This is a genomic window from Mesorhizobium sp. BR1-1-13 (assembly GCF_020165515.1).
In the GTDB taxonomy this organism is placed as follows: Bacteria; Pseudomonadota; Alphaproteobacteria; order Rhizobiales; family Rhizobiaceae; genus Mesorhizobium.
This window is the reverse complement of sequence record NZ_JAIUIH010000003.1, coordinates 41,381-63,090: the sequence shown is the minus strand read 5'-3', so window position 1 is coordinate 63,090 and position 21,710 is coordinate 41,381. Positions and strand designations below refer to the sequence as shown.

Below are 21,710 nucleotides of genomic sequence, written 5' to 3'. Positions count from 1 at the left end.
GCGGCTTTTTCGTTTCAACGAACGAGAGAGGAAGACAGATGAGCACGAAAACCTGGACGGCTGTCGATAACTACATCGTTTCCTCGCTCTTCGAGGCGGATCCCGTTCTCGACGCGGTCCTGGCGGCCAACCGCGACGGTGGCTTGCCGGCGATCGACGTCTCGGCGGCGCAAGGAAAGCTCCTCTCGCTGCTGGTGCGCATCAGCAGTGCGAAAAAGGTGCTCGAGATTGGCACCCTGGGCGGCTATTCCACCATCTGGATGGCGCGGGGATTGCCGGCCGGCGGCAAGATCGTGACGCTCGAACTCGATCCGCACCATGCCAAGGTCGCGCGTTCGAATTTCGAGCGGGCAGGGGTTTCCGAACGGGTCGATCTGCGGGTCGGGCCGGCGCTGCAATCGCTCGCTGCGCTGGGCGCCGAGAATGCCGGGCCGTTCGACCTCGTTTTCATTGACGCCGACAAGCCGAACAACCCCAACTATCTCTCCTGGGCCATGCGGCTGTCGCGCTCAGGGACGGTCATCGTCTGCGACAACGTCATCCGTGACGGCGCGGTGCTCGATGAGGATGGCAACGACGCCAATGTCGAAGGTGCACGCGCTGCATTCTCCTTCATCGGCGGCGACAAGCGCCTGGACGGCACCGCGATCCAGACTGTCGGCGCCAAGAGCTATGACGGGTTTGCCATAGCGATTGTCGATTGAGTTGTTGCGATGGCGGCCGGATCAGAGATCCGGGCGACAGTCGCTGTTCAGTCGAAGAACGCTTCGACCACATTGCGCTTGCCGAGCATGAAGGCGTCGGCGACATGCTGGAGCGGCGCCAGGTCGACATCGGAGATACCGGCGCGCACGATCTCGGCGAAACGCCTGTAGAGTTCAGGATATTCCGCTTCCGGTTCTTCATGGACGACGCGGCCGTCGATGGCGAGCTTCGAACCACCGCCCGAGAGCACCATCTTGCCGGCATCGGTATCGGCGAGAATGTCCCAGCTCTGCGGTCCGGTCTGGAGCCAATCGAGATCCATCGTCACCGCCGAACCATTTGCCGCGCGGAAGGCGACCTGGGCGGCGATCGGCGCGTCGCGGTTCTCCGGGAAATCGAGCGCGGCCGAGGTGATGTACATGGCGGGCAGGATGTAGGTCGCGATCGACAATGCGTTGATGCCTGGATCGAAGACGCCGAAGCCGCCAGGCTGCCAGATCCAGTCTTGGTTCGGGTGCCAGCGGCGCACGTCTTCCTTCCAGACGATCGCCGCTGATCTGATCTTCGTCGATGCCAAGAATGTCCGTGCCGCTTCCACCGCCGGGGCATAGCGCGAATGCCAACTGGCGAACAGCGACACGCCCTGTTTCGCCGCCAGCGCCTTCAGGTCCTCGACCTCGCTGACCGTGGCGCCGGGCGGCTTTTCCAGGAACACGTGCTTCTTCGCCTCGAGCGCGGTGCGCGCCGCAGCGTAGCGGAATTGCGGCGGCATGCAGAGTGAGACGGCGTCGAGTTCGGGAACGGCGCCAAGCATCGTCTCGATATCGGGAAAATTCGCGATGCCGTCCACCTTGCCGTGGCGGCTGGCCGCCGCGATCAGCCGGTAGTCCTGGTCCTTGGCGAGCGCCGGAAGGTGCTGGTCGCGGACGATCTTGCCGACACCGACAATGCCTATCTTGATGGGCTGGGACACGGCCGCTCCGTCTGCTGTGTGATGGTGAGCGCTTCTTATCAGAACACGTGCCCTGGGCAAGCCGGAGCCGAAGGGTCAACTCCGGCTTTGCCGGAGCTGCAGCGCCGGCCTTTCACTCGTTGGAAGGCTCCAGCGCCGATTCGAACGACGAGGGCCGGCATGCTTTCAGATCGGCACATCGAAGGTCACGATCGACACTTCGCCTTCGAGCGCGCCCTGGAAGGCCGAAAGATGCGGCTCCTCGTCGGGCTCGCCCTCCATGTCGCCGATCTGGTCGAGCTCGGCTTCGGCGTAACCCTCAGCCGCCAGCGATTCGAGCGCACGGCGCACCGCCGAATCGTCATCGGGCGCAACCAGCATGACGTGCACGCCTTCCGGCTTGCCGCCTTTTCTCTTCCACACCCGGCCGGTGATGATGGTGACCGGGCGTTCCTCGTTGTCGTTCACGGGCCGATTCCTTCGCGGCGAGGGGCTTTGACTGTTCATGCGGCTTTTTCGCATGAAGCCGCGCCGCGCAACAGCCAAACGCCATTCACTTTGCTAAAGGCTTGGCACTTTCTTCCTCGCCCTTGCAAAATGACGAAAGAAAATTACATGCGGTTTACGCATGGCTGCCAAGCCCCGGCTTCAATGCAATATTTGCCGCTCCGGGGTTGACGGTACGCGGGCTTGCGAGTAGAAGCCGCCCAGTCAGAACCGATGTGAGGCTCTCCCTTCCGAAGCGACACGCTTTGGAGTTTGCCTCAAACAGGGTTCGTTTTACGAGCGAAAAGACATTTCCGGCGTGCACGAAGCGGTATCCGCTTCCTCTGCGATTTGTTCGGGCAAGACCGCAAGGCGCGGTTTGTGGCCCGAATTTGCGTATGGAAATGACGCTTTGAGCGAGCCTTGACCGGCACGAGACACGGAATTGAGAGACAAGAGGGTTTAATGCCTACCGTCAACCAGCTGATCCGCAAGCCGCGCATTGCGCCGGTGAAGCGCAACAAGGTCCCGGCCATGCAGCAGAACCCGCAGAAGCGGGGCGTCTGCACGCGCGTCTACACAACGACGCCGAAGAAGCCGAACTCGGCGCTGCGCAAGGTGGCCAAGATCCGCCTGACCAATGGTTTCGAGGTGATCGGTTACATCCCCGGCGAAGGTCACAACCTTCAGGAGCACTCCGTGGTCATGATCCGCGGCGGCCGCGTCAAGGACCTTCCGGGTGTCCGTTACCACATCATCCGCGGCGTGCTCGACACGCAGGGTGTGAAGAACCGCAAACAGCGCCGTTCGAAATACGGTGCCAAGCGTCCGAAGTAAGGTTTTCCGGCTTCGGCGCTTTTTTGACTGCGCCGGGCTATGAGAGATTGAGAGACAAAAGCCATGTCCCGTCGTCACAGTGCAGAAAAGCGTGAGATCAATCCGGACCCCAAGTTCGGCGATCTGATCGTCACCAAGTTCATGAACGCCGTCATGTATGACGGCAAGAAGTCGGTTGCCGAGACCATCGTCTACGGCGCGCTCGACCAGGTTCAGTCGAAGACCAAGCAGGAGCCGGTCACTGTCTTCCATCAGGCGCTCGACAATGTCGCGCCGCATGTGGAAGTGCGTTCGCGTCGCGTCGGCGGCGCCACCTACCAGGTTCCGGTCGACGTGCGCCCCGAGCGCCGTCAGGCGCTGGCCATCCGCTGGCTGATCGCCGCGGCCCGCAACCGCAATGAGACCACCATGGTCGACCGCCTTTCCGGCGAGCTGATGGACGCGGCCAACAACCGCGGCACCGCCGTGAAGAAGCGTGAAGACACCCACAAGATGGCTGAAGCCAACCGCGCCTTCGCGCACTACCGCTGGTAAAGCGCGAACGAGACTGAGAGGCAGTTACGATGGCCCGCGAATATAAAATCGAAGACTACCGCAATTTCGGTATCATGGCGCATATCGACGCCGGCAAGACGACGACCACCGAGCGCGTCCTCTATTACACGGGCAAGTCGCACAAGATCGGCGAAGTGCACGACGGCGCCGCGACCATGGACTGGATGGAGCAGGAGCAGGAGCGCGGCATCACGATCACGTCGGCCGCGACCACGACCTTCTGGAAGGGTCGTGACGGCAAGATGCACCGCTTCAACATCATCGACACGCCCGGACACGTCGACTTCACCATCGAGGTCGAGCGTTCGCTGCGCGTGCTTGACGGCGCCATCGCGCTGCTCGACGCCAATGCCGGTGTGGAGCCGCAGACGGAAACCGTCTGGCGCCAGGCCGACAAGTACCGCGTGCCGCGCATGATCTTCTGCAACAAGATGGACAAGACCGGCGCCGACTTCTACCGCTCGGTTGAGATGATCGGCTCGCGCCTTGGTGCGCAGGCTGTCGTCATGCAGCTGCCGATCGGCGCCGAGACCGAATTCAAGGGCGTCGTCGACCTGGTTGAGATGAACGCGCTGGTCTGGCGCGACGAGACACTGGGCGCTGCCTGGGATGTCGTCGAGATCCCGGCCGACCTGAAGGCCCGCGCCGAGGAATATCGCGAGAAGATGATCGAGGCCGCCGTCGAGATGGACGAGACGGCTCTTGAAAACTACCTCGAAGGCAAGATGCCGTCGAATGACGAGATCCGCGCGCTGATCCGCAAGGGCACCATCGCGGTCAAGTTCTTCCCGATGTTCTGCGGCTCGGCATTCAAGAACAAGGGCGTGCAGCCTCTTCTCGACGCCGTCGTTGAATACCTGCCGTCGCCGGCCGATGTGCCCGCGATCAAGGGTGTCGATGCCAAGACCGACGCCGAGATCGAGCGTCACGCCGATGACAACGAGCCGCTGTCGATGCTGGCGTTCAAGATCATGAACGACCCGTTCGTCGGTTCGCTGACCTTTGCCCGCATCTATTCGGGCAAGCTCACCAAGGGTATCTCGGTCGACAACACCGTGAAGGGCAAGAAAGAGCGCATCGGCCGCATGCTGCAGATGCATGCGAATTCCCGTGCCGACGTTGAAGAGGCCTATGCCGGCGACATTGTCGCTCTCGCAGGTCTCAAGGACACGACCACCGGCGATACGCTATGCGATCCGCTGCATCCGGTCATCCTGGAGCGTATGGAATTCCCCGATCCGGTTATCCAGATCGCCATCGAGCCGAAGACCAAGAACGACCAGGAAAAGATGGGCCTGGCGCTGCATCGCCTGGCTGCCGAGGATCCGTCCTTCCGCGTCAAGACCGACGAGGAAAGCGGCCAGACCATCATTTCCGGCATGGGCGAGCTGCACCTCGACATCATCGTCGACCGCATGCGCCGCGAGTTCAAGGTCGAGGCCAATGTCGGTGCGCCGCAGGTGGCTTATCGCGAGACGATCACCCGCAGGCACGAGCAGGACTACACGCACAAGAAGCAGACCGGTGGTACCGGGCAGTTCGCTCGCGTGAAGATCGTGTTCGAGCCGAACCCCGATGGCGAGGATTTCGTGTTCGAATCCAAGATCGTCGGCGGCGCTGTGCCGAAGGAATACATCCCGGGTGTCGAAAAGGGCCTGCTGAGCAAGATGGGTTCCGGCCCGTTTGCCGGCTTCCCGATGATCGGCGTCAAGGCAACCTTGATCGACGGCGCTTTCCACGACGTCGACTCTTCGGTGCTCGCATTCGAAATCGCTTCCCGCGCTTGCTTTATGGAAGCTTCGCCGAAGCTCGGCGTGCAACTGCTCGAGCCGATCATGAAGGTCGAGGTCGTGACGCCGGAAGATTATGTCGGCGGTGTCATCGGCGACCTCAACGGCCGTCGTGGCCAGATCCAGGGCCAGGAAGCCCGCGGCGTGGCAGTCGTCATCAACGCGATGGTGCCGCTCGCCAACATGTTCAAGTACGTCGACAACCTGCGCTCGATGAGCCAGGGCCGTGCGGCATACACGATGCAGTTCGACCATTACGAGCCGGTCCCGACCGCGGTCGCCCAGGAAGTCCAGAAGAAATACGCGTAACCCGGCAGGGTGCTGCGGCAACTTAATTAAGAGCCCGTACGGGCGAGCAGGAATGGAGACATCACATGGCAAAAGGTAAATTCGAGCGCACCAAGCCGCATGTGAACATCGGCACGATTGGCCACGTTGATCATGGCAAGACGTCGTTGACGGCAGCGATCACCAAGTATTTTGGCGAATACAAGCGCTATGACCAGATTGACGCGGCGCCGGAAGAGAAGGCGCGCGGCATCACCATTTCGACGGCTCACGTTGAGTACGAGACGGAGAACCGTCACTACGCCCATGTCGACTGCCCCGGCCACGCCGACTATGTGAAGAACATGATCACCGGCGCCGCGCAGATGGACGGCGCGATCCTGGTTGTGTCGGCCGCCGACGGCCCGATGCCACAGACCCGCGAGCACATCCTTTTGGCCCGCCAGGTCGGCGTGCCGTCGATCGTGGTGTTCTTGAACAAGGTCGACCAGGTCGACGACGCCGAGCTGCTTGAGCTGGTCGAGCTCGAGGTTCGCGAATTGCTGACCAAGAACGAGTTCCCCGGCGACGACATTCCGATCGTCAAGGGTTCGGCGCTGGCGGCTTTGGAAGATTCGGACAAGAAGATCGGCGAGGACGCGATCCGCGAGCTGATGGCTCAGGTCGACGCCTACATCCCGACGCCTGTCCGTCCGCTCGACAAGCCGTTCCTGATGCCGATCGAGGACGTGTTCTCGATCTCGGGCCGCGGCACGGTCGTGACCGGTCGCGTCGAGCGCGGCGTGGTCAAGGTCGGCGAGGAGCTGGAGATCATCGGCATCCGTCCGACCACCAAGACGACCTGCACGGGCGTCGAGATGTTCCGCAAGCTGCTCGACCAGGGCCAGGCCGGCGACAATATCGGCGCGCTGCTGCGCGGCGTCGACCGTGAAGGTGTCGAGCGCGGCCAGGTTCTGGCCAAGCCCGGTTCGGTGAAGCCGCACAAGAAGTTCGTGGCCGAGGCCTACATCCTGACCAAGGACGAGGGTGGCCGTCACACGCCGTTCTTCACCAACTACCGTCCGCAGTTCTACTTCCGCACCACCGACGTGACCGGCATCGTGTCGCTGCCGGCCGGCACCGAGATGGTGATGCCTGGCGACAACATCACGGTCGACGTCGAGCTGATCGTGCCGATCGCCATGGAAGAGAAGCTGCGCTTCGCCATCCGTGAAGGCGGCCGCACCGTCGGTGCCGGCATCGTCGTCACCATCAAAGAGTAATTTGGACTTAAACCGATCTGTCGCGGGCGCGGGTGCCCGCGCCGCGCCAGAACAAGGAAGTGACGCATGAACGGACAGAATATCCGCATCCGCCTGAAGGCGTTTGATCACCGGGTGCTCGACGCCTCGACGCGCGAAATCGTGTCGACGGCCAAGCGCACCGGTGCCAACGTCCGCGGCCCCATTCCGCTGCCGACGCGGATCGAAAAGTTCACGGTCAACCGGTCGCCTCACGTCGACAAGAAGAGCCGCGAGCAGTTCGAGATGCGCACGCACAAGCGTCTGCTCGATATCGTTGATCCGACCCCGCAGACCGTCGATGCTTTGATGAAGCTCGATCTGGCCGCCGGTGTCGACGTCGAGATCAAGCTCTAAGGGAATGAGAGCGCGGTAAGGGGCGGTGCCCCTGGCCCGGAACTCTAAAGGAATTGAACCGATGCGTTCAGGTGTGATTGCAAAGAAGGTGGGAATGACCCGCATCTACAACGATGCCGGGGAACATGTTCCCGTCACCGTTCTCCAGATGGAGAACTGCCAGGTCGTGGCGCAGCGCACGCAGGAGAAGAATGGCTACACCGCCGTTCAGCTCGGCGTTGGCCTTGCCAAGGTGAAGAACACGTCGAAGGCGATGCGCGGCCATTTCGCGACCGCTTCCGTCGAGCCGAAGGCCAAGCTTGCCGAGTTCCGCGTCTCCGCCGACAACATGATCGATGTCGGCGCCGAGATTACCGTCGAGCATTTCGTCGCCGGCCAGAAGGTCGACGTCACCGGCACGACGATCGGCAAGGGTTTCCAGGGCGTCATCAAGCGCCACCACATGGGTGGTGGCCGCGCGACCCACGGTAACTCGGTCTCGCACCGCACGCACGGCTCGACCGGCCAGCGCCAGGACCCAGGCAAGGTGTTCAAGGGCAAGAAGATGGCCGGCCACATGGGCGACACGCGCGTCACCACGCAGAACGTCGAGATCGTCTCGACCGATGCCGACCGCGGCCTGATCCTGATCCGCGGCGCGGTTCCCGGGTCGAAGGGTGCCTGGATCCTGGTTCGCGACGCCGCCAAGGTGGCGCTTCCGGCCAATGCGCCGAAGCCCGCCGCGATCCGCCCAGTTGCTGCCGGTATGGGCACGAAGAATGAGGCTCCGGCCACAGAGGGAGCGGAATAATGGATCTCAAGATCACAACGCTGGGCGGCAAGGACGCCGGCAAGGTGAAACTCTCCGAGGAGATTTTCGGCCTTGATCCGCGCGAGGACATTTTGCAGCGCGTCGTGCGCTGGCAACTCGCCAAGAAGCAGCAGGGCACGCACAAGGCCAAGGGCCGCGCCGAGATCGCGCGCACCGGCGCCAAGATGTACAAGCAGAAGGGTACGGGCCGCGCCCGTCACCATTCGGCACGCGCTCCGCAGTTCCGCGGCGGCGGCAAGGCTCACGGGCCAGTCGTTCGCAGCCACGAACATGAGCTGCCGAAGAAGGTTCGCGCGCTCGGCCTCAAGCATGCTCTCTCTGCCAAGGCCAAGAGCGCGTCGATCATCGTCATCGACGAGCTGAAGCTGACCGAGGCGAAGACCAAGGCGCTGATCGCGAATTTCGCGACGCTGGGCCTGACGAACGCCTTGGTGATTGGTGGCGCCGAGCTCGACCGGAACTTCAAACTGGCCGCGACCAACATCCCGAACATCGACGTGCTGCCCATCCAGGGCATCAACGTCTACGACATTCTGCGCCGCGGCACGCTGGTCCTTTCGAAGGCCGCCGTCGAGGCTCTCGAGGAGCGCTTTAAATGACCGACCTTCGTCACTACGACGTAATCGTCAGCCCGGCGATCACCGAAAAGTCGACCATGGCTTCCGAGCAGAACCAGGTCGTCTTCAACGTCGCCAAGAAGGCGTCGAAGCCGGAAATCAAGGCCGCCGTCGAAGCGCTGTTCGGCGTCAAGGTGATGGCCGTGAACACGCTTGTCCGCAAGGGCAAGATCAAGCGCTTCCGCGGCACGATCGGCCGCCAGAGCGACGTCAAGAAGGCGGTAGTGACACTGGCCGATGGCCAGTCGATCGACGTCGCGACGGGTCTCTGAGCAAGGCCGCGAGGACAGGACAATGGCACTTAAAAAATTCAACCCGATAACGCCGAGCACCCGTCAGCTGGTCATCGTCGACCGCTCGGGCCTCTACAAGGGCAAGCCCGTCAAGGGCCTGACCGAGGGCCTGACCAAGTCGGGAGGCCGTAACAATTACGGCCGCATCACTGCCCGTTTCATCGGCGGCGGTCACAAGCGTTCGTACCGCATCATCGATTTCAAGCGCCGCAAGTTCGACGTCGTCGGCACGGTCGAGCGCATTGAATACGATCCGAACCGCACCGCCTTCATCGCGCTGATCAAGTATGACGATGGCGAGCTGTCCTACATCATCGCCCCGCAGCGCCTTGCCGCCGGCGACAAGATCGTGGCTGGCGAAGCGGTCGACGTGAAGCCGGGCAATGCAATGCCGCTGGCCTCGATGCCGGTCGGCACGATCGTCCACAATATCGAGCTGAAGCCGGGCAAGGGCGCCCAGGTCGCCCGTTCGGCTGGCGGTTACGCCCAGCTCGTCGGCCGCGACCAGGGCATGGCGATCCTGCGCCTCAACTCGGGCGAGCAGCGTGTCGTTCACGGCTCCTGCATGGCCACCGTCGGTGCCGTGTCCAACCCGGACCACGGCAACATCAACGACGGCAAGGCCGGCCGCACGGTTTGGCGTGGCAAGCGCCCGCACAATCGCGGCGTGACCATGAACCCGGTCGACCACCCGCATGGCGGTGGTGAAGGCCGCACCTCCGGTGGCCGTCATCCGGTCTCGCCGTGGGGCAAGCCGACCAAGGGCAAGAAGACGCGGTCCAACAAGGCGACCGACAAGTTCATCCTGCGCTCGCGCCATCAGCGCAAGAGCTAAGAAGAGGTAACGCCAAGTGACTCGTTCTATTTGGAAAGGCCCCTTCATCGACGGCTACCTTCTCAAGAAGGTGGACAAGGTTCGTGAAGGTGGTCGCAATGAGGTGATCAAGATGTGGAGCCGTCGCTCCACCATCCTGCCGCAGTTCGTCGGCTTCACCTTCGGTGTTTACAACGGCCAGAAGCATGTTCCCGTCTCGGTGAACGAGGACATGGTCGGTCACAAGTTCGGTGAATTCGCTCCGACGCGGACCTACTACGGTCACGGCGCGGATAAGAAGGCGAAGAGGAAATAATCATGGGCAAGGCCAAAGCTCCGCGCAGGCTTGCTGACAACGAAGCGCGCGCCGTTCTGCGCACGATCCGTATCAGCCCGCAGAAGCTGAACCTGGTTGCCGCGCTGATCCGCGGCAAGAAGGTCGCGACAGCGCTTTCCGACCTCGAATTCTCGGCCAAGCGGATTTCCGGCACGGTCAAGAAGACGCTGGAATCGGCGATTGCCAACGCGGAAAACAACCACGACCTCGACGTCGATGCGCTGATCGTGGCGGAAGCCTATGTCGGCAAGTCGATCGTCATGAAGCGGTTCCACGCTCGTGGCCGTGGTCGCGCCAGCCGTATCGAGAAGCCGTTCTCGCACCTCACGATCGTCGTTCGTGAAGTCGAAGAAAAAGGGGAGGCCGCATAATGGGCCAGAAAGTCAATCCGATCGGTCTTCGCCTCGGCATCAACCGCACCTGGGATTCGCGCTGGTTCGCGAACACCGGCGAGTACGGCAAGCTGCTGCATGAGGACATCAAGATCCGCAAGTACCTCGAGAAGGAGCTCAAGCAGGCTGCCATCTCCAAGGTCGTGATCGAGCGTCCGCACAAGAAGTGCCGCGTCACCATCCATGCCGCGCGCCCGGGCCTGATCATCGGCAAGAAGGGCGCCGACATCGAGAAGCTTCGCAAGAAGCTGATGGAGATGACCAAGTCCGAGACGCACCTGAACATCGTCGAAGTGCGCAAGCCGGAGATCGACGCGACCCTGGTCGCGCAGTCGATCGCCCAGCAGCTCGAGCGCCGCATCGCGTTCCGCCGCGCCATGAAGCGTGCCGTGCAGTCGGCGATGCGCCTCGGTGCCGAAGGCATCCGCATCAACTGCTCGGGCCGTCTCGGCGGCGCCGAAATCGCGCGCATGGAATGGTACCGCGAAGGCCGCGTGCCGCTGCACACGCTGCGCGCCGATGTCGACTACGGCACGGCCGAGGCGAATACGGCGTACGGCATCTGCGGCGTCAAGGTGTGGGTGTTCAAGGGCGAGATCCTCGAGCACGACCCGATGGCTTCGGAGCGCCGCGCGACCGAGGGCGATCATGCGCATGGCGGTGGTGGTGGTGATCGCGAACGCGGTCGTCGTCGCGAAAACGCCTGAGACATTTAGGAATTTGGAGTTAGAACGATGCTGCAGCCAAAGCGCACAAAGTTCCGCAAGCAGTTCAAGGGCCGCATCCACGGTACCGCCAAGGGCGGCACCAACCTGGATTTCGGTGGTTTCGGGCTGAAGGCGCTTGAGCCGAACCGCGTCACAGCGCGCGAGATCGAAGCGGCCCGCCGCGCGATCACCCGCGAGATGAAGCGCGCCGGCCGTGTCTGGATCCGTATTTTCCCGGATCTGCCGGTCACCTCGAAGCCGACCGAAGTCCGCATGGGCAAGGGCAAGGGCGCGGTCGACTACTGGGCGGCGCGCGTCAAGCCGGGCCGGATCATGTTCGAGATCGACGGCGTCAATGAAGAAACCGCCCGTGAGGCACTGCGTCTCGGCGCGGCCAAGCTCTCGGTCAGGACGCGCTTCGTACAGCGCATCGCAGAATAAGGACGGGCTGATCATGAAAGCCGAAGACATCCGGACCAAGACCCAGGACCAGCTGACCGACGACCTGGCCAGCCTGAAGAAGGAGCAGTTCAACCTGCGCTTCCAGAAGGCGACCGGCCAGCTCGAAAAGACCGCGCGCGTGAGGCAGGTCCGCAAGGACATTGCGCGTATCAAGACCATCGCTGCGGAAAAGTCCGCGGCTAAGAAGGCTTAAGGACGAAAACCATGCCAAAGCGCATTCTGCAGGGCACCGTCGTCAGCGACAAGAACGAGAAGACGGTTGTCGTCAAGGTCGAACGGCGCTTCACGCATCCCGTGATGAAGAAGACCGTGCGCATGACCAAGAAGTACAAGGCGCACGACGAGAACAACGCCCACAAGGTCGGCGATCAGGTGTTCATCCAGGAATCGAAGCCGATTTCCAAGGACAAGCGCTGGATCGTCGTGTCTTCGGACCAGGCGTAAGAAACCGAATTTTGGACAGACCGGGGAGGGGTGAAGCACCCGTCCCGTTAGAAAAGAAGAAGGCGGCCAGTCATGATTCAGATGCAAACAAACCTCGACGTCGCGGATAATTCCGGCGCCCGTCGTGTCATGTGCATCAAGGTGCTGGGCGGCTCGAAGCGGAAATACGCTTCCGTAGGCGACATCATCGTGGTGTCGATCAAGGAAGCCATCCCGCGCGGCCGCGTGAAGAAGGGCGATGTGATGAAGGCGGTCGTGGTTCGCACGGCCAAGGACATCCGCCGCCCGGACGGCAGCGTGATCCGTTTCGACAAGAACGCGGCCGTTCTCGTCGACAACAAGAAAGAGCCGATCGGCACGCGTATCTTCGGACCGGTTCCGCGCGAACTCCGCGCCAAGAACCACATGAAGATCATCTCGCTCGCGCCTGAAGTGCTGTAAGGAGCCGACCAATGCAGAAGATTAGAAAAGGCGACAAGGTCGTCGTGCTGGCCGGCAAGGACAAGGGCCGTTCGGGCGAAGTCCTGTCGGTGCAGCCGAAGGACGACACCGCGCTGGTGCGCGGCGTCAACATGATCCGTCGTCACCAGAAGCAGTCCCAGTCCCAAGAGGGCGGGATCATCACCAAGGAAGCGCCGATCCAGCTGTCGAACATCGCGCTGGCCGACCCCAAGGATGGCAAGCCGACCCGTGTCGGCTTCATCTTCCAGAAGGACGGCAAGAAGGTGCGCGTCGCCAAGCGCTCGGGAGAAGTCATCAATGGCTAAGGCTCAAACCAAGCAGGCGACTGCCCAGAACACGCCGCGCCTCAAGCAGGTCTACAACGAGACCATCCGCAAGGCCTTGCAGGAGCAGTTCGGCTACGACAACGAGATGCAGGTTCCGCGCATCGACAAGATCGTGCTGAACATGGGCGTTGGCGAAGCGACCGGCGATTCGAAGAAACCTTCGATTGCGGCCGAGGATCTGGCGATGATCGCCGGCCAGAAGGCCGTCGTCACCCGCGCCCGCAATTCGATCGCAGGCTTCAAGGTCCGCGAGAAGATGCCGATCGGCGCCAAGGTCACGCTGCGCAAGGAACGCATGTACGAGTTCCTCGACCGCCTCGTGAACATCGCGCTGCCGCGCGTCCGCGACTTCCGTGGACTGAATCCGAAGAGCTTCGATGGCCGTGGCAACTACGCCATGGGCATCAAGGAACACATCGTGTTCCCGGAGATCAACTACGACAAGGTTGATCAGATCTGGGGCATGGACGTCATCGTTTGTACGACTGCGAAGACGGACGACGAAGCCAGGGCACTGCTCAAGGCCTTCAACTTCCCCTTCCGCCAGTAACGGCAGCGAGAAAAGGAAAAATCTGAAATGGCAAAGACCAGCTCAGTCGAGAAGAACAACAGGCGCCGCAAGCTTGCCGACCAGTACGGTCCCAAGCGCGCTGCCCTGAAGGCGATAATCATGGACCAGTCCAAGCCGATGGAAGAGCGCTTCCGCGCTCAGCTCAAGCTTGCCGCCATGCCGCGCAACTCGGCCAAGATCCGCATCCGCAACCGCTGCGAAGTCACCGGCCGCCCGCGTGCCTACTATCGCAAGCTCAAAGTATCGCGCATCGCGCTTCGTGATCTCGGCAATAACGGCCAGATCCCGGGCCTGGTCAAGTCGAGCTGGTAAGGAGGACATAACATGTCATTGAGCGATCCTCTCGGCGATATGCTGACCCGCATCCGCAACGCCTATGGCCGCAAGAAGTCGAGCGTGTCGACGCCGGCCTCGCGTCTGCGCACCCGCGTCCTCGACGTGCTGAAGGCTGAAGGCTATATCCGCGACTACAGCCAGACCGACTTCGACAACGGCAAGTCCGAAATCGAGATCGAGCTGAAGTATTTCGACGGAGCGCCGGTCGTGCGCGAAATCGCCCGCGTCTCGAAGCCGGGCCGCCGCGTATACGTTTCGGCCAAGTCGATCCCGCATGTCGCCAACGGCCTCGGTATCGCCATCCTTTCGACGCCCAAGGGCGTGATGGCCGACCACGAAGCGCGCGAACAGAACGTCGGTGGTGAGATCCTCTGCCAGATCTTCTGATCCGGCAGCGTGATCCCGAAAAAATGGAATCCGGTCTTCGGATCGTTCCGAAGACAGAGACCTGAAACAAGAGAAGTGACGAGGACAACAAAATGTCTCGTATTGGAAAGAAACCCGTTTCGCTGCCGCAGGGCGTGACCGCGACCGTCAACGGCCAGACCGTGACGGCGAAGGGCCCCAAGGGCGAGCTGAAGTTCGTGGTCAACGACGAAGTGCTGGTCAAGATGGAAGGCAGCGAGATCGCTGTCGAGCCGCGCGACCAGTCCAAGACCGCCCGCTCCAAGTGGGGCATGTCGCGCACGCAGATCGTCAACATCCTGCAGGGCGTCAAGGACGGCTTCGAGAAGAAGCTCGAGATCACCGGCGTCGGCTATCGCGCCGCCTTGCAGGGCAAGAACCTGCAGCTGGCGCTCGGCTTCAGCCACGACGTCGTCTACGAGACGCCGCAAGGCATCACCATCACCGTCCCGAAGCCGACCGAAATCACCGTGGCCGGCATCGACAAGCAGCAGGTTGGCCAGGTGGCCGCGGAGATCCGCGAATACCGTGGTCCCGAGCCCTACAAGGGCAAGGGCGTCCGCTACGCAGGCGAGAAGATCGTCCGCAAGGAAGGCAAGAAGAAGTAGTGGGTTTGGCCCAGGGAAGGTGCAGACTTTTCGGAAGGGGCCAAGCCAGGAAGTGTAACGCCGCGGGGAGCGGTCGCGGGAGGCGCTTTCGCCTACCGCACAGGGCGGCCCCCGTTTTCTGAAGGCAAGGAAGACCATCATGGGTACCAAGGAAGCAACTCAGCGCCGCGCGCAGCGCGTCCGCCGCCAGATCAAGAAGGTCGCCGGCGAGCGTCCGCGCCTGTCGGTTCACCGCACGTCGAAGAACATCTACGTCCAGGTCATCGACGACGCCAAGGGCCACACCATCGTTGCGGCCTCGACGCTCGAGAAGGACCTCAAGGGTTCGCTCAAGACCGGCGCCGATACCGCTGCCGCTGCCGCGATTGGCAAGCTGATCGCCGAGCGCGCTGCCAAGGCAGGCGTCAAGGAAGTCGTCTTCGACCGCGGCCCGTACATCTATCACGGCCGCGTCAAGGCGCTGGCCGAGGCGGCTCGTGAAGGCGGCTTGAGCTTCTAAGCCTGATCCGGACCGAAGGTCGGCAGAAAGTTGCAGACTTTTCGGAAAGGATCATGCAAGGGAATGATGATTTCACCGTCGGCGACCCGCAATGAGGCGTCGGCATTCAGCAACCCGTGCTTCCGGAAAAGAACAAGGAACAGGATATGGCACAGGAACGTAGGGATGGCGGCCGCGGCCGCGATCGTGAAGAGCGCGATGACGGCATGGTGGACAAGCTTGTCCACATCAACCGTGTCGCCAAGGTCGTCAAGGGCGGCCGCCGCTTCGGCTTTGCAGCACTCGTCGTCGTCGGCGACCAGAAGGGCCGCGTCGGCTTCGGTCACGGCAAGGCGCGCGAAGTGCCGGAAGCCATTCGCAAGGCGACCGAATCGGCCAAGCGCGACATGATCTTCGTGCCGCTGCGCTCGGGCCGCACGCTGCACCACGACGTCGAGGGACGCTGGGGCGCCGGCCGCGTTCTGCTGCGCGCCGCCAAGCAGGGTACCGGCATCATCGCCGGCGGCCCGATGCGCGCCGTCTTCGAGACGCTCGGCATGCATGATGTGGTCGCCAAGTCGATGGGGTCGTCGAACCCCTACAACATGGTTCGCGCCACTTTCGATGCGCTGAAGAGCCAGATGCATCCCAAGGATGTGGCTGCCGCGCGCGGCATCAAGTATTCGACCCTTCAGGCCCGCCGCGGCACCGCCGTTGCGGCTGAAGAATAGTCGATCTGACCAGGGATTTTGACCATGGCCAAGAAAGCAACCAAGACCATCACCGTTGAGCAGATCGGTTCGCCGATCCGCCGCCCGAAGGAGCAGCGCGCGACGCTGGTCGGCCTCGGCCTCAACAAGATGCACAAGCAGCGCACGCTGGAAGATACGCCTTCCGTGCGCGGCATGATCGCTGCCGTCCAGCATCTCGTCCGCGTCGTGGACGAGGGCTGAGCACAGGCGCAGGAGAAGCAAGATGAAACTCAACGATCTGCGTGACAAGGACGGCGCGACGCATTCGAAGAAGCGTCTCGGCCGCGGCATCGGCTCCGGTTCCGGCAAGACCGCCGGTCGCGGCGTCAAGGGCCAGAAGGCGCGCTCCGGCGTTGCCGTCAACGGCTTCGAGGGTGGCCAGATGCCGCTCTATCGGCGCCTGCCGAAGCGTGGCTTCAACAACATCTTCGCCAAGAGCTTCACTGTCGTCTCGCTGGCCCGTATCCAGGCCGCTGTGGACGCCAAGAAGCTCGATGCGAAGGCGACCGTGACGGCCGAGGCGCTGGTCGCCGCCGGCGTCATCCGTCGCGTGAAGGACGGCGTGCGTGTGCTGTCGGATGGCGATCTCAAGGCGAAGCTCGCCTTTGATGTGGCCGGCGCTTCCAAGGCCGCGATCGAGAAGATCGAAAAGGCCGGCGGTTCGGTCAAGCTGCCGCAAGAGGCGGCCGCCGAGTAACAGCAATTTGAAGCGCGCTCGGCAAGGCCGGATCCGGTTTTGCTTTCGATCGCGCTTCGACCTGTTCAATATGGCGGCCGCGTCAACGCGGCCGCTTGCATGTTTACAGTCCGGAGCTTATCTCGTGAGCTTCGGTGACACGCGCCGCCTGACCTTAGGGCCATCAAGCGTGACCAAGCGGAGAATCGGGCATGGCTTCGGCTGCTGAACAACTAGCCTCGAATCTGAATTTCTCGGCCTTCGCCAAAGCGGAGGACCTGAAGAAACGAATCTGGTTCACCGTCGGCGCGCTGCTCGTCTACCGGCTCGGCACCTACATCCCGCTTCCCGGCATCAATCCCGACGCCTTCGCCCAGGCCTTCTCCTCGCAGAGCAAGGGCGTGCTCGGCATGTTCAACATGTTCGCCGGCGGCGCCGTGCAACGCATGGCGATCTTCGCGCTCGGCATCATGCCTTACATTTCCGCCTCCATCATCATGCAGCTGATGACATCGGTTATCCCGTCGCTGGAAGCGCTGAAGAAGGAAGGCGAGCAGGGCCGCAAGGTCATCAACCAGTACACGCGCTACGGCACGGTGCTCCTGGCGCTGGTGCAGGCCTATGGTATTTCGGTCGGGCTTGAAGGCGGCAACGGCATCGTCAGCGATCCCGGCATGTTCTTCCGCATCTCGACCGTCGTCACGCTGGTCGGCGGCACCATGTTCCTGATGTGGCTCGGCGAGCAGATCACCGCGCGCGGCATCGGCAACGGCATTTCGCTGATCATCTTCTCCGGTATCGTCGCCGGCCTGCCGCATGCCATCTCCGGCACGCTGGAACTCGGCCGCACCGGCGCGCTGTCGACCGGCCTGATCCTGGCGATCATCGTGCTGGCCATCGTCGTCATCGCGCTCATCGTATTCTTCGAGCGCGCCCAACGCCGCTTGCTGATTCAGTATCCGAAGCGTCAGGTCGGCAACCGCATGTTCCAAGGCGACACCTCGCACCTGCCGCTCAAGCTCAACACGTCGGGCGTCATCCCGCCGATCTTCGCCTCGTCGCTGCTCTTGCTGCCGGCGACCGTCGCCGGCTTCTCGCAGACCACGAACATGCCGGCCTGGGCCAGCACCATCCTGGCCTCGCTCGGCCATGGCCAGCCGCTCTACATGTTGTTCTACGCGGCGATGATCGTGTTCTTCGCCTTCTTCTACACCGCGATCGTCTTCAACCCGAAGGACACCGCCGACCAGCTCAAGAAGCACTCCGGCTTCATCCCCGGCTACCGTCCGGGCGAGCGCACCGCCGACTATATCGACTACGTTCTTACCCGCATCACTGTCGTCGGTGCCATCTATCTGGTGCTGGTCTGTCTGCTGCCGGAGTTCCTGATCTCGGCGACTGGCGTACCATTCTACCTTGGTGGCACATCGCTTCTGATCGTGGTCAGTGTCACGCTCGACACGGTTGCGCAGATTCAGGGCCACCTGATCGCGCACCAATATGAAGGCCTGATCAAGAAGTCGAAGCTGCGCGGGGGGAAGAAAGCCAGATGAGGTTGATTTTGCTTGGGCCGCCAGGAGCGGGCAAGGGGACACAAGCACAAAGACTGGTAGAGAGACACGGCATTCCCCAGCTTTCCACGGGCGACATGCTGCGCGCCGCAGTCCAGGCCGGTACCGAAGTCGGCAAGCGCGCCAAGGCGGTCATGGATGCCGGCGAGCTGGTCTCGGATGCCATCGTCAACGCCATCGTGGCCGAGCGCATTGACCAGCCCGATTGCGCCAATGGTTTCATCCTCGACGGCTACCCGCGTACGCTGGTGCAGGCTGATGCGGTTGAATCGATGCTTGACGAACGTGGCATCGCGCTCGACACCGTCATAGAGCTTGTCGTCGACGACAAGGCGCTGGTCGGCCGTATCGTCAAGCGCGCCGATGAGGCCAAGGCAGCCGGTCAGCCGGTGCGCAAGGACGACAATCCGGCGGTGTTCGAGGAGCGCCTGCGGGAATATTACAAGAAGACCGCTCCGTTGATCGGCTATTATTATGCCAAGCGCCGGCTGAAGAGCGTGGACGGCATGGCTGGTATCGATGCCGTGACGTCGGAGATCGAAGCCGTGCTCGCGGCGACGGTGAAAGAGGCCGCAGCGGCCAAATAGAGATTGTGCTTGACTGAAGCGGTCCGCTGGGGTATGGCGGCCCGTCTTCCTGTCAGGCATGGAGTTTGCTTGCCCGCAAGGGCAGGGCAGCTGTTTTTGACCAGGAAACTCCCGCAAGGGCCGGCCTCCACCGGACGCGGGGCAACGCAGACAGCGCCGGTTCGTCCGGCCCATATGGAGATGAGAAGAACATGGCTCGTATAGCCGGCGTCAACATTCCGACCAACAAGCGCGTTGTCATCGCGCTTCAGTACATTCACGGCATCGGCAAGAAGTTCGCCCAGGAAATCGTCGACAAGGTCGGCATCCCGGCCGAGCGCCGCGTCAACCAGCTGACCGACGCGGAAGTGCTGCAGATCCGCGAGACGATCGACCGCGACTACCAGGTCGAGGGCGACCTGCGCCGCGAAGTGTCGATGAACATCAAGCGGCTCATGGACCTCGGCTGCTACCGCGGCCTGCGTCACCGTCGCTCGCTGCCGGTTCGCGGCCAGCGTACGCACACCAATGCACGCACCCGCAAGGGCCCGGCCAAGTCGATCGCCGGCAAGAAGAAGTAATTTAGGGGAGTAAGGGAATAGGGCAGTAAGGCAGTAGGGATTGTTTTCCCTATTCCCTTACTGCCCTACTCCCCTACTGCCTTTCCTAGGTGGAGCCGCTGGCATTACGGCGGTGTAGAGATCAACTGAAAGGAATACCATGGCCAAGGAAGCCGCTCGTGTTCGCCGTCGCGAACGCAAGAACATCTCGTCGGGCGTTGCCCACGTCAATTCGACCTTCAACAACACCATGATCACCATCACCGACGCGCAGGGCAATTCGATCGCCTGGTCGTCGGCCGGTGCCCAGGGCTTCAAGGGTTCGCGCAAGTCGACCCCCTTCGCTGCCCAGATGGCTGCCGAGGATGTTGCCAAGAAGGCCCAGGAACATGGCATGCGCATGCTCGAGGTCGAGGTCTGCGGACCTGGCTCCGGCCGTGAATCGGCGCTGCGCGCCCTGCAGGCGGCGGGCTTCACCATCACCTCGATCCGTGATGTGACGCCGATCCCGCACAATGGCTGCCGCCCGCGCAAGAAGCGCCGCGTCTAAGGAATTACCGAACGCCGCGTGAACGCCAGAAGCGTTCCTCCGCGGTTTTCCAGGTCGCCCGCCACGATTGGATGGTGGCGGGTCAACGGAAGGAAAGCATCATGATCCAGAAAAATTGGCAGGAACTGATCAAGCCGAACAAGATCGAGTTCTCGTCGAAGAAGAAGACGCTGACCACGCTGGTGGCCGAGCCGCTCGAACGCGGCTTCGGCCTCACGCTCGGCAACGCGTTGCGTCGCGTGCTTCTGTCTTCGCTGCGCGGGGCGGCAGTCACGGCCGTACAGATCGACGGCGTTCTGCATGAATTCTCGTCCATCGCCGGCGTGCGCGAGGACGTGACCGACATCGTCCTCAACATCAAGGAAATCGCCATCCGCATGGAAGGCGACGGTCCCAAGCGCATGGTCGTTCGCAAACAGGGCCCGGGTGCGGTTCTCGCCGGCGACATCCAGACGGTGGGCGACGTCGAGATCCTCAATCCCGACCACGTCATCTGCACGCTGGACGAAGGCGCTGAAATCCGTATGGAATTCACCGTCGACACCGGCAAGGGTTACGTGCCGGCCGACCGCAACCGCGCCGAGGATGCGCCGATCGGCCTGATCCCGGTCGACAGCCTCTATTCGCCGGTCAAGAAGGTCTCCTATAAGGTCGAGAACACCCGCGAGGGCCAGGTTCTCGACTACGACAAGCTGACCATGACCATTGAGACCGACGGTTCGATCTCGGGCGAGGACGCGGTGGCTTTCGCCGCCCGTATCCTGCAGGACCAGCTTGGCCTGTTCGTCAATTTCGACGAGCCGCAGAAGGAAGTCGCCACCGAAGCCGTCACCGAGCTCGCCTTCAACCCGGCGCTGCTCAAGAAGGTCGACGAACTCGAGCTTTCGGTGCGTTCGGCCAACTGCCTGAAGAACGACAACATCGTCTACATCGGCGATCTCATCCAGAAGACCGAAGCCGAGATGCTGCGCACCCCGAACTTCGGCCGCAAGTCGCTGAACGAGATCAAGGAAGTCCTGGCGGCGATGGGCCTGCACCTCGGTATGGAGGTGCCGGACTGGCCACCGGAAAACATCGAAGACCTCGCCAAGCGTTACGAAGATCAATATTGAGCATGAATTCCAAGGATCGGCGGCGTGAGCCGCTCGATCCGACGGTCATGCAGAAAATCATCAGGGGCCGTGGCCTCTTGAACAACTGAAGAAGGAAAAGAGCCATGCGCCACGGTTTCAAAGGCCGTCGCTTCGCCCGCAGCGTAAGCCACCGCAAGTCAATGTTCGCCAACCTCGCCGTGTCGCTGCTCGAGCACGAGCAGATCGTCACCACCCTGCCGAAGGCGAAGGACCTGCGTCCAATCGTCGAGAAACTGGTGACGCTCGGCAAGCGCGGCGACCTGCACGCCCGCCGCCAGGTGATCGCGCAGATCGGCAATGAAGGCGTCGTCAAGCGCCTGTTCGACACCATCGCGCCGCGCTACGCCACCCGCAATGGCGGCTATCTGCGCATCATGAAGGCAGGCTTCCGCCACGGCGACAATGCCGCGATGGCGGTCATCGAGTTCGTCGACCGCGACACGGACGCCAAGGGCGCCGGCGACCGCGCTCGCCTCGAAGCCGAGGGCGCCAACGAGGAAGCCGCGGCCGCGTAAGGCTTCGTCTTCCAAATGATTTAAAGGGGCCTGCGGGCCCCTTTTGCTTGTCTACGTGTGTCAGGCGCGCTCGT

General features: G+C 62.3%; 34 protein-coding genes. 32 read left to right on the top strand and 2 right to left on the bottom strand.

Going from position 1 to position 21,710, the window contains the following annotated elements:
• Positions 1 to 38: 38 nt before the first annotated feature.
• Entirely contained in the window at positions 39 to 704 is a 666-nt protein-coding gene (locus LB533_RS07835; protein WP_224676999.1) for an O-methyltransferase, read from the top strand.
• Between the two features lie 47 nt (positions 705 to 751).
• Here LB533_RS07835 and LB533_RS07830 read toward each other — a convergent pair whose 3' ends face one another.
• Positions 752 to 1,678: a Gfo/Idh/MocA family protein gene (locus tag LB533_RS07830; RefSeq protein WP_224676998.1), complete on the bottom strand. Its 927-nt coding sequence runs from the start codon at positions 1,676 to 1,678 to the stop codon at positions 752 to 754.
• A gap of 165 nt (positions 1,679 to 1,843) precedes the next feature.
• Entirely contained in the window at positions 1,844 to 2,125 is a 282-nt protein-coding gene (locus LB533_RS07825) for a transcriptional regulator (protein ID WP_140501636.1), read from the bottom strand.
• Positions 2,126 to 2,608: 483 nt separating this feature from the next.
• Here LB533_RS07825 and rpsL point away from each other — a divergent pair, with 483 nt between their 5' ends.
• The 31 genes from rpsL (at position 2,609) to rplQ (ending at position 21,636) form a co-directional block, all read left to right on the top strand.
• Entirely contained in the window at positions 2,609 to 2,980 is a 372-nt protein-coding gene (gene rpsL, locus LB533_RS07820) for a 30S ribosomal protein S12 (RefSeq protein ID WP_006333356.1), read from the top strand.
• 63 nt (positions 2,981 to 3,043) lie between these two features.
• Positions 3,044 to 3,514: a 30S ribosomal protein S7 gene (gene rpsG, locus LB533_RS07815; protein WP_008875664.1), complete on the top strand. Its 471-nt coding sequence runs from the start codon at positions 3,044 to 3,046 to the stop codon at positions 3,512 to 3,514.
• A gap of 29 nt (positions 3,515 to 3,543) precedes the next feature.
• On the top strand, positions 3,544 to 5,634 hold the full coding sequence (gene fusA, locus LB533_RS07810; protein WP_140501638.1) for an elongation factor G: 2,091 nt from the start codon (positions 3,544 to 3,546) through the stop codon (positions 5,632 to 5,634).
• Between the two features lie 65 nt (positions 5,635 to 5,699).
• Positions 5,700 to 6,875, top strand: coding sequence for an elongation factor Tu (gene tuf / locus LB533_RS07805; protein WP_140515452.1), 1,176 nt, complete (start codon positions 5,700 to 5,702; stop codon positions 6,873 to 6,875).
• 66 nt (positions 6,876 to 6,941) lie between these two features.
• Entirely contained in the window at positions 6,942 to 7,250 is a 309-nt protein-coding gene (gene rpsJ / locus LB533_RS07800) for a 30S ribosomal protein S10 (protein WP_006205468.1), read from the top strand.
• 61 nt (positions 7,251 to 7,311) lie between these two features.
• Complete coding sequence (rplC, locus tag LB533_RS07795) at positions 7,312 to 8,040, top strand: 50S ribosomal protein L3 (RefSeq protein ID WP_140501257.1); 729 nt, start codon at positions 7,312 to 7,314, stop codon at positions 8,038 to 8,040.
• Positions 8,040 to 8,660: a 50S ribosomal protein L4 gene (gene rplD, locus LB533_RS07790; protein WP_140501259.1), complete on the top strand. Its 621-nt coding sequence runs from the start codon at positions 8,040 to 8,042 to the stop codon at positions 8,658 to 8,660. Before rplC ends, rplD begins: the two co-directional genes overlap by 1 nt.
• On the top strand, positions 8,657 to 8,950 hold the full coding sequence (locus tag LB533_RS07785) for a 50S ribosomal protein L23 (RefSeq protein ID WP_006205465.1): 294 nt from the start codon (positions 8,657 to 8,659) through the stop codon (positions 8,948 to 8,950). The genes rplD and LB533_RS07785 overlap by 4 nt, the downstream gene beginning before the upstream one ends.
• A gap of 22 nt (positions 8,951 to 8,972) precedes the next feature.
• The gene (gene rplB, locus LB533_RS07780) at positions 8,973 to 9,806 is read left to right on the top strand and encodes a 50S ribosomal protein L2 (RefSeq protein WP_140501261.1); all 834 of its coding nucleotides are present in this window, start codon (positions 8,973 to 8,975) and stop codon (positions 9,804 to 9,806) included.
• Positions 9,807 to 9,822: 16 nt separating this feature from the next.
• Positions 9,823 to 10,101 carry a 30S ribosomal protein S19 gene (gene rpsS, locus LB533_RS07775; protein WP_006205463.1) on the top strand — a complete coding sequence of 93 codons (279 nt, stop codon included), beginning with the start codon at positions 9,823 to 9,825 and terminating at the stop codon, positions 10,099 to 10,101.
• Between the two features lie 2 nt (positions 10,102 to 10,103).
• Positions 10,104 to 10,493, top strand: coding sequence for a 50S ribosomal protein L22 (gene rplV, locus LB533_RS07770; protein ID WP_006205462.1), 390 nt, complete (start codon positions 10,104 to 10,106; stop codon positions 10,491 to 10,493).
• Positions 10,493 to 11,221 (top strand): 30S ribosomal protein S3, encoded by a 729-nt coding sequence (rpsC, locus tag LB533_RS07765; RefSeq protein WP_140501263.1) that lies wholly within the window; start codon positions 10,493 to 10,495, stop codon positions 11,219 to 11,221. The genes rplV and rpsC overlap by 1 nt, the downstream gene beginning before the upstream one ends.
• Before the next feature lie 27 nt (positions 11,222 to 11,248).
• The gene (gene rplP / locus LB533_RS07760) at positions 11,249 to 11,662 is read left to right on the top strand and encodes a 50S ribosomal protein L16 (protein WP_027026963.1); all 414 of its coding nucleotides are present in this window, start codon (positions 11,249 to 11,251) and stop codon (positions 11,660 to 11,662) included.
• Between the two features lie 13 nt (positions 11,663 to 11,675).
• Positions 11,676 to 11,876 carry a 50S ribosomal protein L29 gene (gene rpmC / locus LB533_RS07755; RefSeq protein ID WP_006205459.1) on the top strand — a complete coding sequence of 67 codons (201 nt, stop codon included), beginning with the start codon at positions 11,676 to 11,678 and terminating at the stop codon, positions 11,874 to 11,876.
• Between the two features lie 11 nt (positions 11,877 to 11,887).
• A complete protein-coding gene (gene rpsQ, locus LB533_RS07750) occupies positions 11,888 to 12,127 on the top strand; it encodes a 30S ribosomal protein S17 (RefSeq protein ID WP_010909280.1) in 240 nt (79 codons plus the stop codon).
• A 72-nt stretch (positions 12,128 to 12,199) separates the two neighbouring features.
• Positions 12,200 to 12,568, top strand: a complete 369-nt coding sequence (gene rplN, locus LB533_RS07745) for a 50S ribosomal protein L14 (RefSeq protein WP_006205457.1) — start codon at positions 12,200 to 12,202, stop codon at positions 12,566 to 12,568.
• 11 nt (positions 12,569 to 12,579) lie between these two features.
• The gene (gene rplX, locus LB533_RS07740) at positions 12,580 to 12,894 is read left to right on the top strand and encodes a 50S ribosomal protein L24 (protein WP_006205456.1); all 315 of its coding nucleotides are present in this window, start codon (positions 12,580 to 12,582) and stop codon (positions 12,892 to 12,894) included.
• The gene (gene rplE, locus LB533_RS07735) at positions 12,887 to 13,465 is read left to right on the top strand and encodes a 50S ribosomal protein L5 (RefSeq protein WP_023717521.1); all 579 of its coding nucleotides are present in this window, start codon (positions 12,887 to 12,889) and stop codon (positions 13,463 to 13,465) included. Before rplX ends, rplE begins: the two co-directional genes overlap by 8 nt.
• Positions 13,466 to 13,492: 27 nt before the next feature.
• Positions 13,493 to 13,798 (top strand): 30S ribosomal protein S14, encoded by a 306-nt coding sequence (gene rpsN / locus LB533_RS07730; RefSeq protein WP_013895695.1) that lies wholly within the window; start codon positions 13,493 to 13,495, stop codon positions 13,796 to 13,798.
• A 12-nt stretch (positions 13,799 to 13,810) separates the two neighbouring features.
• Complete coding sequence (gene rpsH / locus LB533_RS07725; protein ID WP_006205453.1) at positions 13,811 to 14,209, top strand: 30S ribosomal protein S8; 399 nt, start codon at positions 13,811 to 13,813, stop codon at positions 14,207 to 14,209.
• Between the two features lie 92 nt (positions 14,210 to 14,301).
• Positions 14,302 to 14,835, top strand: coding sequence for a 50S ribosomal protein L6 (rplF, locus tag LB533_RS07720; RefSeq protein WP_140501269.1), 534 nt, complete (start codon positions 14,302 to 14,304; stop codon positions 14,833 to 14,835).
• A gap of 139 nt (positions 14,836 to 14,974) precedes the next feature.
• Positions 14,975 to 15,334, top strand: a complete 360-nt coding sequence (gene rplR, locus LB533_RS07715) for a 50S ribosomal protein L18 (protein ID WP_140638050.1) — start codon at positions 14,975 to 14,977, stop codon at positions 15,332 to 15,334.
• Positions 15,335 to 15,480: 146 nt separating this feature from the next.
• Positions 15,481 to 16,044: a 30S ribosomal protein S5 gene (rpsE, locus tag LB533_RS07710; protein WP_006333394.1), complete on the top strand. Its 564-nt coding sequence runs from the start codon at positions 15,481 to 15,483 to the stop codon at positions 16,042 to 16,044.
• 24 nt (positions 16,045 to 16,068) lie between these two features.
• Complete coding sequence (rpmD, locus tag LB533_RS07705) at positions 16,069 to 16,266, top strand: 50S ribosomal protein L30 (RefSeq protein ID WP_006205449.1); 198 nt, start codon at positions 16,069 to 16,071, stop codon at positions 16,264 to 16,266.
• 22 nt (positions 16,267 to 16,288) lie between these two features.
• Complete coding sequence (gene rplO, locus LB533_RS07700; protein WP_140501273.1) at positions 16,289 to 16,762, top strand: 50S ribosomal protein L15; 474 nt, start codon at positions 16,289 to 16,291, stop codon at positions 16,760 to 16,762.
• A gap of 191 nt (positions 16,763 to 16,953) precedes the next feature.
• Positions 16,954 to 18,294: a preprotein translocase subunit SecY gene (gene secY / locus LB533_RS07695; RefSeq protein ID WP_140501275.1), complete on the top strand. Its 1,341-nt coding sequence runs from the start codon at positions 16,954 to 16,956 to the stop codon at positions 18,292 to 18,294.
• Positions 18,291 to 18,899 carry an adenylate kinase gene (locus LB533_RS07690; RefSeq protein ID WP_140638051.1) on the top strand — a complete coding sequence of 203 codons (609 nt, stop codon included), beginning with the start codon at positions 18,291 to 18,293 and terminating at the stop codon, positions 18,897 to 18,899. The genes secY and LB533_RS07690 overlap by 4 nt, the downstream gene beginning before the upstream one ends.
• Before the next feature lie 191 nt (positions 18,900 to 19,090).
• A complete protein-coding gene (gene rpsM, locus LB533_RS07685; protein WP_006205445.1) occupies positions 19,091 to 19,459 on the top strand; it encodes a 30S ribosomal protein S13 in 369 nt (122 codons plus the stop codon).
• A gap of 139 nt (positions 19,460 to 19,598) precedes the next feature.
• A complete protein-coding gene (rpsK, locus tag LB533_RS07680; RefSeq protein ID WP_006205444.1) occupies positions 19,599 to 19,988 on the top strand; it encodes a 30S ribosomal protein S11 in 390 nt (129 codons plus the stop codon).
• Positions 19,989 to 20,089: 101 nt separating this feature from the next.
• On the top strand, positions 20,090 to 21,100 hold the full coding sequence (locus LB533_RS07675; protein ID WP_023682599.1) for a DNA-directed RNA polymerase subunit alpha: 1,011 nt from the start codon (positions 20,090 to 20,092) through the stop codon (positions 21,098 to 21,100).
• Positions 21,101 to 21,204: 104 nt separating this feature from the next.
• The gene (rplQ, locus tag LB533_RS07670) at positions 21,205 to 21,636 is read left to right on the top strand and encodes a 50S ribosomal protein L17 (RefSeq protein ID WP_140548653.1); all 432 of its coding nucleotides are present in this window, start codon (positions 21,205 to 21,207) and stop codon (positions 21,634 to 21,636) included.
• Positions 21,637 to 21,710 lie beyond the last annotated feature (74 nt).